Annotated in this window: 14 protein-coding genes; 7 read left to right on the top strand and 7 right to left on the bottom strand. The window is 62.5% G+C overall.

The genetic code is table 11. From position 1 onward, the window contains the following. Nucleotide 1: 1 nt before the first annotated feature. Nucleotides 2-241, bottom strand: coding sequence for a hypothetical protein (locus tag CWE16_RS08905; protein ID WP_131594913.1), 240 nt, complete (start codon nt 239-241; stop codon nt 2-4). A 45-nt stretch (nt 242-286) separates the two neighbouring features. On the opposite strand from CWE16_RS08905, the gene CWE16_RS08900 reads away from it, so the two are divergent. After that, nucleotides 287-700, top strand: coding sequence for a DUF2721 domain-containing protein (locus CWE16_RS08900; protein WP_131594911.1), 414 nt, complete (start codon nt 287-289; stop codon nt 698-700). A gap of 3 nt (nt 701-703) precedes the next feature. Here the strand turns inward: CWE16_RS08900 and CWE16_RS08895 are convergent, their stop codons facing one another. Then, on the bottom strand, nt 704-2,044 hold the full coding sequence (locus CWE16_RS08895) for a sodium-dependent transporter (protein ID WP_131594909.1): 1,341 nt from the start codon (nt 2,042-2,044) through the stop codon (nt 704-706). Between the two features lie 77 nt (nt 2,045-2,121). On the opposite strand from CWE16_RS08895, the gene CWE16_RS08890 reads away from it, so the two are divergent. Both CWE16_RS08890 and CWE16_RS08885 read left to right on the top strand, forming a co-directional pair. After that, a complete protein-coding gene (locus CWE16_RS08890) occupies nt 2,122-3,375 on the top strand; it encodes a 1-deoxy-D-xylulose-5-phosphate reductoisomerase (RefSeq protein ID WP_131594733.1) in 1,254 nt (417 codons plus the stop codon). Further along, complete coding sequence (locus tag CWE16_RS08885) at nt 3,372-3,749, top strand: (2Fe-2S) ferredoxin domain-containing protein (RefSeq protein ID WP_131594731.1); 378 nt, start codon at nt 3,372-3,374, stop codon at nt 3,747-3,749. Before CWE16_RS08890 ends, CWE16_RS08885 begins: the two co-directional genes overlap by 4 nt. 28 nt (nt 3,750-3,777) lie before the next feature. On the opposite strand, the gene CWE16_RS08880 is transcribed toward CWE16_RS08885, so the two are convergent. From CWE16_RS08880 to CWE16_RS08865, 4 genes are read right to left on the bottom strand one after another with little or no spacing between them, the layout of a single operon-like run. Next, nucleotides 3,778-4,857 carry a YheT family hydrolase gene (locus CWE16_RS08880; RefSeq protein ID WP_131594729.1) on the bottom strand — a complete coding sequence of 360 codons (1,080 nt, stop codon included), beginning with the start codon at nt 4,855-4,857 and terminating at the stop codon, nt 3,778-3,780. Beyond that, nucleotides 4,854-6,278, bottom strand: a complete 1,425-nt coding sequence (locus CWE16_RS08875; protein ID WP_131594727.1) for an NAD(P)(+) transhydrogenase (Re/Si-specific) subunit beta — start codon at nt 6,276-6,278, stop codon at nt 4,854-4,856. Before CWE16_RS08875 ends, CWE16_RS08880 begins: the two co-directional genes overlap by 4 nt. Then, nucleotides 6,278-6,583 (bottom strand): NAD(P) transhydrogenase subunit alpha, encoded by a 306-nt coding sequence (locus tag CWE16_RS08870; protein ID WP_131454411.1) that lies wholly within the window; start codon nt 6,581-6,583, stop codon nt 6,278-6,280. Before CWE16_RS08870 ends, CWE16_RS08875 begins: the two co-directional genes overlap by 1 nt. Beyond that, a complete protein-coding gene (locus CWE16_RS08865; RefSeq protein WP_236629659.1) occupies nt 6,583-7,722 on the bottom strand; it encodes a Re/Si-specific NAD(P)(+) transhydrogenase subunit alpha in 1,140 nt (379 codons plus the stop codon). Before CWE16_RS08865 ends, CWE16_RS08870 begins: the two co-directional genes overlap by 1 nt. A 122-nt stretch (nt 7,723-7,844) precedes the next feature. Between CWE16_RS08865 and CWE16_RS08860 the strand changes: the two genes are divergently transcribed. Beyond that, on the top strand, nt 7,845-8,423 hold the full coding sequence (locus tag CWE16_RS08860) for an EF-1 guanine nucleotide exchange domain-containing protein (RefSeq protein ID WP_131454413.1): 579 nt from the start codon (nt 7,845-7,847) through the stop codon (nt 8,421-8,423). 8 nt (nt 8,424-8,431) lie between these two features. Here the strand turns inward: CWE16_RS08860 and CWE16_RS08855 are convergent, their stop codons facing one another. Further along, nucleotides 8,432-8,623 carry a hypothetical protein gene (locus CWE16_RS08855; protein WP_131594723.1) on the bottom strand — a complete coding sequence of 64 codons (192 nt, stop codon included), beginning with the start codon at nt 8,621-8,623 and terminating at the stop codon, nt 8,432-8,434. Between the two features lie 45 nt (nt 8,624-8,668). Between CWE16_RS08855 and CWE16_RS08850 the strand changes: the two genes are divergently transcribed. The 3 genes from CWE16_RS08850 (at nt 8,669) to trxB (ending at nt 12,025) form a co-directional block, all read left to right on the top strand. Next, nucleotides 8,669-10,177, top strand: a complete 1,509-nt coding sequence (locus CWE16_RS08850; protein ID WP_131594721.1) for a DEAD/DEAH box helicase — start codon at nt 8,669-8,671, stop codon at nt 10,175-10,177. 96 nt (nt 10,178-10,273) lie between these two features. After that, on the top strand, nt 10,274-10,516 hold the full coding sequence (locus CWE16_RS08845; protein WP_131594719.1) for a hypothetical protein: 243 nt from the start codon (nt 10,274-10,276) through the stop codon (nt 10,514-10,516). Nucleotides 10,517-10,633: 117 nt separating this feature from the next. Then, nucleotides 10,634-12,025 carry a thioredoxin-disulfide reductase gene (trxB, locus tag CWE16_RS08840; RefSeq protein WP_131594717.1) on the top strand — a complete coding sequence of 464 codons (1,392 nt, stop codon included), beginning with the start codon at nt 10,634-10,636 and terminating at the stop codon, nt 12,023-12,025. Nucleotide 12,026: the final 1 nt, after the last annotated feature.

The raw sequence follows: 12,026 nt of genomic DNA, 5'->3' as shown, positions 1-12,026 counted from the left end.
CTCAGCGCCGTTTCCCAGCCATCATCGCTTCGATCTTGCGGATCCGCGCCAACGTGGTGGTCCAGACCTCCAGACGGAAGCGCTGATCCGCCAGGGTGGGCTCCGACGGTTCTGCAGCAGCGATCCAGGCCTGCAGTTCCTCAATCTTGGCCTCAAGGTTCTCGCGAGCCTCAAAAGCCTCCCAAAGCTCACGCTCCAACTTGGCGCGCTCAATGAAATTCCAGCGTTTGAGCCAGAGCATGGTGGCCATAGTGAAGATGGTGCAGGTCTAGAGGATCTGATGGTGATGCAACCGGAAACGCTGTCCAAGGCGATACAGCTTTCGGTGGCTCCGGTGTTCCTTCTCGCCGGCATCGGCGCTCTGCTGAACGTGATCTCCACCCGACTGGCACGGATTGTTGATGCCGCCAAGCGCGCCAAGGACGGTGTTCTAGCTGGGAACCCAATCGATGAGCAGGAGCGGCGTTGCTACCGCCGGCGCATGCAACTGACGATCCGGGCGATTGAACTGCTCACAGGTTCCACCCTGCTCATTGCCGCCGTGGTGGCTGTGATGTTCTTCAGCGTGATCTCCAGACTGAACCTCACGGTGGTCGTGGCACCCCTGTTCATCTCGGCAATGACCCTGCTGATGCTGGCGTCGCTCTGCTTCCTTCGGGAGGTGCAATTGGCGTCTCGCCACCTGCGTCAGTTGATTTGATCATCAACTCCCCAACCAGCCCCACCCCCTGAGCAGATCCACCAGGCTGATCACCAGACCCACGGCGATCACGGGCGGGGAAATCCAGCGAAGCACAAACAGCAACCAACGGCGTAAGCCAGCCGGAGTAGCACTGCCCTTGAGATCGTCGTTGAAACGGGCAGGAACAACCCAACCAAGCAGCAGGGCGATCAACAGCCCACCAAGGATCAGCATCACCCCCCCGAAGATAGAATCCATCACCTCCAACACCGGGATCGACGTGGCCGCAGGGAGACCGGCCACAAAAATCAACGCCGCACTGATCCACACCGCCCGCCGCCGACTCCAACCAAGCCGATCCATCAGTGAGGCCACCGGCACCTCGAGGAGCGACACCGATGAGGTGATCGCGGCGATGTAAGCAAGGAAGAAAAACAGCACCGCCACCACCCGTCCCGTGAGCCCCAAGGAAGCGAGGCCGGTGGGCAGAGCGATAAACAGGGTCCCCACGGTGGAGCCACTCACCACATCCTTCAGACCGAAACTCATCACCACCGGGAAGGTGACAAGTCCGGCGAGCAATCCGACGGCGGTGTCCATCCCCACAACGGCAATCGCTTCCCTCGGCAGATGATTGCGGCGGTCGAGATAGGCCGCATAGGCAAGGATGCAGCCGATGCCTGCCCCAATCGAAAAGAACGCCTGGGTGAAGGCATTGCGAATGGTGGTGAAGTCAGTCAGCTCCCGGGGATCGAAGTTGAGCAGAAAGGTGTGACGCCCCTCGGCTGCTCCCTCCAAACCGGAGGCCCACAGCGCCAGTCCGATCAGCAACACAAACAGCAGAGGCAGCGCCCATCGAGACAGCCGTTCGATACCGGCTTGCACTCCTGCAGCCACCACCAAGGCGGTGAGCACAAGACTGAACAACTGTCCCAGCACGGCACTGTTGCCGCCGCTAATCACCCCGAAGAAGCCCTCGGCTGCCGCCAGGTCTGATGGCAGTCCCACCAGTAGGGCATGGAGCAGGGTGTGACCAGTCCATCCCATCAAAACGGCGTAGAAAGCCAGGATGCCGCTCGCCGCTGCGATAAAAAGCCAGCCCATCGGTTGCCAGCGGCGACCAGCCGCGGTCACTGGTGCGATCAGGGGGCTGTGGCCTGTGCTGCGACCCAGCACCATCTCCGCCACGAGGACCGGCAGACACACCACCAGCACAATCAGCACATAGAGGAGCAGAAACGCGCCACCGCCCCCCTGGGAGGCGCGATAGGCGAATCCCCAGAGGTTGCCCAGCCCGACCGCACTACCCGCCGCGGCCAGAACAAAACCAAGACCTGACCTCCAGTGCTCCTTCACCGCCATCGCCGCCCGATCTCCTCGCCTGAGCGGCAGTTTGCCAGGGTTCGGCATGGGAAACTGTTGACACTTGCCGGATCGACGTGAAAGCCATCAGCGTGCTGGGCTCCACGGGCTCGATCGGCACCCAAACCCTGGAGATCGCCCAGGAATTCCCAGAGCGCTTCCGGGTGGTGGCCCTCAGCGCCGGGCGCAACCTTCCACTGCTGGTGGAGCAGATCAGCCAGCACAGCCCTGAAGTAGTGGCCTTGGCAGACGACAGCCTGCTGCCCGAACTCCAGGACCGTCTCAACGCCCTGCCCACCGATCGACAACCCGACACCCTGCCGCAACTGGTGGGTGGCGCCAACGGACTCAACGTCGCAGCCGCTTGGGACACGGCCGATCTTGTGGTGACAGGCATCGTTGGCTGCGCCGGTCTGCTGCCCACCCTGGCGGCAGTGCGCGCCGGGAAGGATCTGGCCCTAGCCAATAAGGAAACACTGATCGCCGCTGGGCCGGTGGTTTTACCGGAACTGAAGAAGAGTGGCAGCCGCCTGCTGCCAGCCGACTCGGAACACTCCGCGATCTTCCAGTGCCTGCAAGGAACCCCCTGGGCTGAAAACGCCAGCCTCTCCACCGGTGTTCCCACCCCAGGCCTGCGCCGCATTCAGCTCACCGCCTCCGGTGGTGCATTCCGTGACTGGGAGGCCGCCGATCTGGAGAAAGCCACCGTGGCTGATGCCACCTCCCATCCCAACTGGAGCATGGGCCGCAAGATCACGGTGGATTCCGCCTCCCTCATGAACAAAGGCCTGGAGGTGATCGAGGCCCATTACCTGTTCGGTCTCGACTACGACCACATCGAGATCGTGATCCACCCTCAAAGCATCATCCACTCGATGGTCGAGCTGGCCGATTCCTCGGTGCTGGCCCAGCTGGGCTGGCCGGATATGAAATTGCCAATCCTCTACTGCCTGAGCTGGCCGGAACGGCTTGAAACACCGTGGCGTCGCCTCAACCTCACGGAGGTGGGGCAGCTCAGCTTCCGGAGCCCTGACCCCGCCAAATATCCCTGCATGGAGCTGGCCTACGCAGCTGGCCGCGCCGGTGGCACGATGCCAGCCGTGCTCAATGCGGCGAATGAGGAAGCGGTAGCCCAGTTCCTGCAGGAGCGCATTCACTTCCTCGACATTCCCGATCTCATCGACGCCACCTGTGAGCGTCACAAGTCCGATCGAATGGATCATCCCCAACTCGACGATGTGCTGGCCGTGGATCAGTGGGCTCGAGATGTGGTGCGTGAACAGGTAGAGCGCGGCACCCGACGCATCCCCATGGCAGCCATGGCCGCGTGATCCGAGTCAGCCATCACCTGCTGCTCTGTGCCACGCCGGCCAAGGCGAAGTGCTGTGACCCCAGCATCGGTGCCGCCAGCTGGGAGGCTCTCAAGCAGGGAGTGCGCCAGCTGGACCTCGAGAACCCTGAGCGGGCACAGGGCATCGTGCTGCGCAGCAAGGCTGACTGCCTACGAGTCTGTGAACAGGGCCCCGTGCTCCTGATCTGGCCGGAGGGCATCTGGTACGGGAATGTGACACCGGAGCGGGTGCAGCAGATCCTCGAAGAGCATGTGGTGGGTGGGCGACCGTGCAACGAGTGGGTCATCCGCCGGACACCATTCCAGCAGCCCACCGAAGCACAATCTGTTTCGAACGATCCTCAGCCGTCCTGATCGCTGCCGTCAACGGCGCTGATTGCTGTCACAGCAGCTGGTGGTACCAGGCCTTGGCCAACCGATCTGACCAGGAGCCTGCGGTCAGGCTGTCGCCAGATGCATGGAATCCGTTGTGGCCTCCCCGTGCAGTGAGCAGGATCGACAGGGGTTCAACCTCATCGGACTGGTTCAGAGCCCCAAGCGATCGCTGCAACTCCTGCGCCGCTCGAGCTGGCACCCAGGGATCATCCAGCGCCTGAAGCAGCAAGGTGGGAGGCAGACGCCTGCGGGCCTTGGGATCAAGCAAACGGAGCAGGGGCGAGGCGCGGCGGTAGTACTCCTCCACGGAGTCGTAGCCCCAACGTGGTGCCGTGATGGCTGCATCAAACGCGCGGATGCTTCGAGGTGGAGTCTTCCTCAGGAGCTGCTCCTCTGTGGCTGTGACACCGAAGGGATCTGCCAAGGTCTGGCGCACGAGCCGTTGCAACAACCAACGCTGATAGATGCGATTGCGGGAGCGCTCAATCGAAGCACTACAGGCAGCCAGATCGAGAGGGCTACTGGCGCAGAACAACCCATCGAGAACCCCGGCCGACTCCAGCGCCGCATTCAGCAGCATGGTGCCACCCAAAGACATGCCAGCACCAAGAAGGGGAAGCGGTTGAAGACGGCCGGCGGCCTGAGCCAGCTCCGAGGCCAGCTCCCGAGCGCGCATGAGGACGGGAAGGAGATCGCTGTTGCAGCAAGCGGCATAGGTGCCTGCGGCGAGATGACGGCCTGGGTCAGCCCCGCGCAGGTTGAGCCGCAACACAGCAAAACCCGAAGACTGCAGGGATAAACCAAGACGACGCATGCCTTCCCGTCGACTGGAGCCACCCAGGCCATGGACAAGCACCACCAGCGCCTGAGCAGGACCGCCAACGGGTTGGTCGAGAACAGCAAGCAATTGCCCGGCAGGGGCGGCTCCACTGCGAAGGGCTGGAACTGGAATCTGAAGCGGCTGCCCATGATCAGGAGGCAGCCGCATCGGGCGAAGGGTGTCCCGCAGGGTTTGCAGGTCTCCGCCTAACCAGGGAAGACGTTGCCGATAGGCGGCAACACCCAGCTGCTGAAGCAGCTGGGTCATTTCTTCCCGACGCCCAGCTCCTTGAGCTCCCCGAGCAGGTCACCCAGCACCTTCTTGGCATCACCAAACACCATCGAAGTGTTAGCCAGTTCGAACAGATCGTTCTTGATGCCTGAGTAACCAGCACTCATGCCCCGCTTCACCACAAACACCGTGCGGGCCTGCTGCACATCCAGCACAGGCATGCCGTAAAGCGGCGAGTTCGGATCGTTCTTGGCCTGAGGGTTGACCACGTCATTGGCACCCAGCACCAGCACCACATCCGTGGCAGGGAACTCGGGGTTGATCACATCCATCTCTTTGAGCTGCTCGTAGGGCACATCGGCCTCGGCGAGGAGCACATTCATGTGACCAGGCATGCGACCAGCCACTGGGTGAATAGCGTAATCGACCTGGATGCCAGCGGCTTCCAGAGAACGGGTGACTTCCCGCAGGGTGTGCTGAGCTTGAGCAACGGCAAGGCCGTAACCAGGAACGATCACGACCCGTTCGGCAGCCTCGAGGGTCAGGGCACATTCCTCAACGCTGCAGCTGGTGATGTTGGTGTATTCACCACCACCACCACCGGAGGCCGCTGCGGATGCTCCCAGGGCCCCGCCGAAGAGCACGGACACCAGGGAGCGGTTCATGCCATTGCACATGACCTGGGTGAGGATCAAGCCGGCTGCACCGACCATGGCACCCGCCACGATGAGCAACTGGCTACCGACCACAAAGCCGGCAGCTGCTGCTGCCACACCGGAGTAGCTGTTGAGCAGCGAGATCACCACAGGCATGTCAGCCCCACCGATGGGCAGGGTCACGCCGATGCCCAGCAGGCTGGAAGCGATCACCAAAAGCCAGAGGCCCTGAGCACTCACACCACCTTTGGCAATCAGGTCAACCGCTGCCACTAGGCAAGCGACCGCCAGTGCAATATTGACGAAATGGCGGGCCTTGCTCTGCATCCAGGCCGGCGTCGACAACCAACCCTGCAGCTTGGCCATGGCCACGATCGAGCCAGTGAAGGTGATCGCACCGACGAACACCGAGATCACGATCGAGACCACAGCGACCATGCCAGTGGCATCGAGCTCGCTTGGGTAGAAGGCCGCAGCCAGTGCCACCAACAGCGACGACATGCCCCCGCAACCGTTGAAGAGAGCGACGGTTTCGGGCATGGACGTCATCGGGACCCGCTGGGCCGTGATGGCACCCAGCACACCACCCACAACGGTGCCTCCGATGATCCAGCTCCAAGCAGCCACGCTGATGCCACTGGTGCCCAGGTAGTGAATAAGCAGACCGAGCACGGCAAGCGCCATGGCAACGGCTGCCAGTTGATTGGCGCCCCGGGCAGAGCGCACCTTCGAAAGACCTTTGATGCCTAGGGCCAGCAACAGGATGGCGACCAGGTCAATGACGTACTGAAGAATGTCCATCAGCGGTTCTCCTTGCGGGCGGGCTTGCGGCTGAACATGGCGAGCATGCGATCGGTCACCAGGAAGCCCCCGATCACGTTGAAAAGGGCAAAGCCCAAAGACACAGAACCAAGCACCAGCAGAGGGATGCTCCCGTTCGATTTGATGATCGCCGTCAGGGCCGCCAGCACGGTGATGCCGGAGATGGCGTTAGCGCCGCTCATCAGAGGTGTATGCAGGGTGGGAGGCACCTTGCCGATCAGTTCCAGGCCCAGGAGGCTGCCGAGCAGCAGAACCCAGAGGGCATTCACAAAGCTTGAATCCATCAGTTGGCTCCGGGGGTGAGAACGTCGCCGCGGCGGATGCTGCCGTCCTGGGCGATCAGACAACCAGCGATCAGTTCGTCCTCGGTGTCGAGGCTGAGCTGACCATCCTTGAGGGTGGGCTCCAGCAGCGCCAGCAAATTGCGGGCATAGAGCGCACTGGCGTGATTGGGAACTGTGCAGGGCAGATCGTTGGCCCCGATGAGCTTCACGCCCTTGCGATCAACGGTCTGGGAGGGCTGGGTGTCAGCGCAGTTTCCACCCTGGGCCACAGCAAGATCCACCACCACCGCACCGGGACGCATCCGATCCAGCATGTCTTCACTGATCAGGCGGGGGGCACGGCGACCGGGCACCTGAGCTGTACAGATCGCCACATCAGCCTCGGCCAGCTGATCGGACAACTGTTGGCGCTGGGCGGCCAGGAACGCCTCCGAGGCCTGTTTGGCATAACCGCCCGACTCAGCGGGCTTGTCCTCCATCTCCGGGGGATCGATGAAACGGGCACCGAGCGATTCCACCTGCTCCTTCACGGCGGGGCGGATATCGCTGACATAAACGACTGCGCCGAGACGGCGGGCGGTGGCCACCGCTTGCAATCCGGCAACACCGGCACCGAGTACCACCACCCGCGCGGGTTGAACGGTGCCCGCTGCGGTCATCAGCATCGGGAAATAACGGTCGAGGGCTCCGGCTCCGAGCAGCACGGATTTGTATCCGGCGATGTTGGCTTGGGAGGAGAGGGCATCGGCCGACTGGGCGCGACTGATCCTGGGCAACAACTCCAGGGCCATGGCCGAGAGGCCTGCGCCCTGGAGAGCGCTCGCCAGCTCAGCATTGCTGTAAGGAGAGAGCAAGCCGACCAGCAGCGCACCGCGGCGGAGGGTTGCCAGCGCAGACGCTGCGGGAGGCTGCACGCAGAGCAGCAGGTCGGCCTGGCTCCAGGACGACGCATCAGCTGCCGCTACGAGCTGAGCTCCGGCATCGGCATAGGCCGTATCCACGAAACCGGCCCTGGCACCAGCACCCCGTTCCACTGAAACGGTGCAGCCCAGGCCAATGAACTTCCTGACGGTCTCAGGAGAAGCCGCTACACGGGTTTCCCCTGCAGCGGTTTCAACAGGTATTAAAAGTCTGGGCAAGATCGTGACGCCGTCGACCCAGCCGAGATTACGGGGTCGCGTACACGATTCCGGGAGCTTTTCTGAAGATCGACGTCCTGATCGATTGCTCTGGCTAAGGAGAGGGCCCATTCCGCAAACCCATGGGCCTCACGGCGATCGAATGTCCAGACGGCGTCTGCCACAGCCATCACGGTGGCCATGCGGTGGAGCGCCAGGCGATGCAGGCGGTTCTTCAGGGGCATGGCCGCGAATGGTGTGAGCGACTGGCGGAGCGCATCTACGAGATGTCGGTTGACACCTTCTCCCAAACCGTGATGCCCAGCCTGCACGCGGCTGGCTGGCAGCGTCGCCATCTCGACTGGGAGTTCAAGCTTGCCGACCAGGAGTCCGAACCAGACCGCACCCTGGTGGACGGCATCATCAATGCCACCGAGAGCTTTCTGCGCAGCAGCGAGGTGCATCGACTCTTCATTCAGGAGCTCGTGCAGGGCACCTTTGACGAGGCCAGTGATCGACACCTGCACCGCTCAGCTGTGCGCCAGTTGATTGAAACCGAACTGCTGACGCTGCTCGAAGAACAGAAAGATGATCTGCTCGACCGTCTGGCGGGCCGGCTAATGGATGAGGCCCAGGGGGACTTTGATCTGGCCAGGAATGCGGCCAGCGCAGGCCTCAAAGAGGTGGAGCTGCTCCTGGCCAATCACACCGAAGCGCTCTGAGCGAAGGCTCAGAACATCGGCTGCACTTCCTGCTCCACTGCCAGGGCCATCGCACGACGGCCCTGGCAGTGGAGCAGGCGCGCCCTAAGGATCAATGGATCGATGTCGCACTCGTGCAGCCAACACTGCTCCAACCGCAGCTGTGGGTTCCTGTTGGGGCGTGAGGAGGAGCGACGATTGGCCATGGGCAGCGCGGGCAAAACCCAAGAGGGCTGATGGCCGGAAGGTAGGGATGCTCAGGACGAATGGAATGGTTAGAAAGACCTAACTTTCAGAGCAGGCCGATCGTCCCCCCGTCCTTTGAACTCTGTAAGCCCAACCCGGACGAGACGATCCGCCCCAGGGTCTGGCAGCACCAGCTGATTCAGCTGTTGCGCCGCAGGCTGTCTCAGCCAGACACCAGCGGCCGGGATGTGCTTGTCCATGCCGGCCCCGGAGCAGGCAAAACCCTGGGCGCCTTGCTGGCCTTCCGCAGCATGCGTTCAGAACAGCGACTCGATCGCTTTCTTGTGTTCTGCCATCGCACTTCGATCCTGAAGCAATGGCAGCTGGCAGCTGGGCGACTGGGACTGACACTGGCGGAATGGTCTCCATCCCCTGAGCTGGAGTCGGGGGATCGATGGACAGGACAGGGGCTGGGCGACGCGGACGGCTGGCTGGTGACCTACCAGGGAGCGGGCCGCCAACTGGAGGGACTGGGGGAAGCACTCCGTCTTTGGTGTCCAGAACGCCTGTTGGCCATTGCCGACGAAGCCCATCATCTGGGCGTGGATCCGGAGGAACCAGAGGGGCCGATCTGGGGACGCACCTTCCTCGAACTCAGCGAAGGAAGTCGACTGCGACTGGGTCTGACAGGAACCCCCTTCAGGGCCGACAACCTCGCCTTTTGCGCCGCAAGAAAGGTGCAAGTGGAGAGTGAGGGGGAGCTTGTGGAACAGATCAGTCCGGATCTCTGCGTGGAGCCAAGGGAACTGATCGCCGCCGGCGATGTTCGGCCACTGGAGTTCCGATTTCAGGATGGATGGGTGGAGCACAGCCGCGAGGGACTGCCGGACCGTGATGTGTCGCCACTGTCTGCAGAGCAGCGAGAGAGCTGGAGGGCCCGCAATCTGCGCAGGGCGATCCGTCTGTCCGACTCCAGCAGCATTGCCCTGCAGCTGCTGCTGCGAGCCAGAAAACAACTCGAGAAAGTGCGCGAACGCCATCGGGAGGCAGCGGGCCTCGTGATTGCTCGTGACATCGACCATGCGCGCAGCATCACGCGACTTCTGGAGGAGGAGGGCGATCGGGTGGATCTCGTGCACTCCCAGGATCCGGACGCGAGTCGCCGCCTGGGCGCCTTTCAAAAGGGCAATGCCGACTGGCTCGTCAGCATCGACATGTGTGCAGAGGGATTCGACGCCCCCAGGTTGCGCGTCGTGGCTTACCTCACCACCGTGGTCACCCGCAGCCGCTTCCTGCAGGGCATTACACGGGCGGTCCGCATGAGCGGGGATCGCGCAAGCGTGGAAGCGGTACCGAGGGAGCCCTCCTTCGTCTTTGCCCCGGCCGATCCTCTACTGATGAGCTACGCGCGCACCTGGTCCTGGTCGGAGCCGTACCGCATCCGCAGCCTGCCCACGACTGAGGACGATGCAACGGAAACCGGAGGCAACTGGCGTGGGCCCAGCCTGCCCCTTGAGGCGGTCGGTGATGGAGCCGGCGCCGTGATCCAGATGCGCACTCCGGAATTGCCCAGCTTTTTGCAGCGTTGACGACACATTTCTGCAGAGAAAAATGCGACGTTCTGCGAATTCAGGCCTGATGGGTCCCCATCAACAAGCAGCCTGGTCACCATCTGGGAGCCGATCATGGAAGCAGCCATGCAACGTCGCGTCAGCGTCGCCACATGCTGGGCAACCACCAGGATCGCAGTGCTGGACAACGCAGAGCGCTATGAAGACAGCTACGCATTGACCCAGGAATTCAGAGAGTGGATTACCTGCATGGGTGAACACACGGAGCTTCTGGAGGACTCGGTGCTGAGCGTTTCAAGGGCACCAAGCAAACGCCCGCAGTTCAACGAAGGCTGGGAAGACCCCCTAGAAATCTGAAGAAATTATTAAAAACCGCCAATGACTTTGGGTCGGCGTTCATGCAATCCGCGCCCCTTCGATCACGACAGGGAGAAGGCTCATTTAGAGTCAACTCATAATCGATCCGCTTAAGCCATGGCTGCAGAGATTGGTGCTGACCACCTGGCCACAGAAAACCTGGTCATCGTTGGCTCCGGACCTGCGGGCTACACAGCTGCGATCTACGCCGCCCGAGCCAACCTCAGCCCACTTCTCATCACTGGCTTCCAACGGGGCGGCATCCCTGGCGGACAACTGATGACTACCACCCACGTGGAGAACTTCCCCGGGTTCCCCGATGGGGTGCTCGGCCCTGACCTGATGGATCTCATGAAGGCCCAGGCAGAGCGCTGGGGAACGCGCCTTCTCGAAGCTGATGCCGATGCCATCGACCTCAGCAGCCGTCCCTTTCGCATCGAAGCCGACGGCCGCAGCATCCAGACCCAGGCGCTAATCCTGGCCACTGGCGCTAGCGCCAATCGCTTGGGACTGCCGCAGGAGGAGCGCTTCTGGAGCAAGGGCATCAGCGCCTGTGCCATTTGCGATGGCGCCACCCCCCAGTTCCGCAACGAAGAGCTAGCTGTGGTGGGCGGTGGTGATTCCGCATGCGAAGAAGCGGTGTACCTCACCAAATACGGCAGCCACGTGCACCTGCTCGTGCGCTCTGGACAGTTACGTGCCAGCGCGGCCATGGCCGACCGGGTGCAGGCCAACCCCCAGATCAGCGTCCACTGGAACACCGAGGTGGCCGATGCCGAAGGCGACGACTGGCTGACGTCCCTGCGACTTCGCAATCGGGAAAGCGGCGCAGAGCGGGAGCTCCCCGTGCGCGGACTCTTCTATGCCATCGGCCACACCCCCAACACCGAGCTGGTGCAGGGACAGCTGGACTGCGATGGCAAGGGATACCTCTTAACCACACCAGGCAGGCCTGAGACCTCGGTGGACGGCGTTTATGCCGCTGGCGATGTGGCTGATGCGGAATGGCGCCAGGGCATCACTGCCGCAGGTAGCGGCTGTCAAGCCGCTTTGGCAGCCGAGCGCTGGCTGAGCCACAACAATTTGGCGACCCTCGTGTCGCGCGACAGCGTTGAGCCTGCCCAGGCCTCAACACCCCAAGTCAGCGAAACGGCCACAGAAGCCACCTATGACCCCAAAGCCCTCTGGCAGAAGGGCAGCTATGCATTGCGCAAGCTCTATCACGACAGCGACAAGCCCCTGCTGGTGGTGTACACCTCCCCCAGCTGCGGCCCCTGCCACGTGCTCAAGCCACAACTCAAGCGTGTGCTCGATGAGTTGGGGGGCCGTGCCCAGGGGGTGGAGATCGACATCGAGGCTGATCAATCGATTGCCGAGCAGGCCGGAGTGAATGGCACCCCCACGGTGCAACTGTTCTATGGCAAGGAGCTCAAGCAGCAGTGGCGTGGCGTGAAGCAGCGCAGCGAGTTCCGAGGCGCCATTGATGCCCTCCTCGGTTCACCAGTCTGAG

Source organism: Synechococcus sp. BS55D (assembly GCF_004332415.1).
Classification (GTDB): domain Bacteria; phylum Cyanobacteriota; class Cyanobacteriia; order PCC-6307; family Cyanobiaceae; genus Synechococcus_C.
This window is presented reverse-complemented; position numbering and strand designations above follow the sequence as displayed.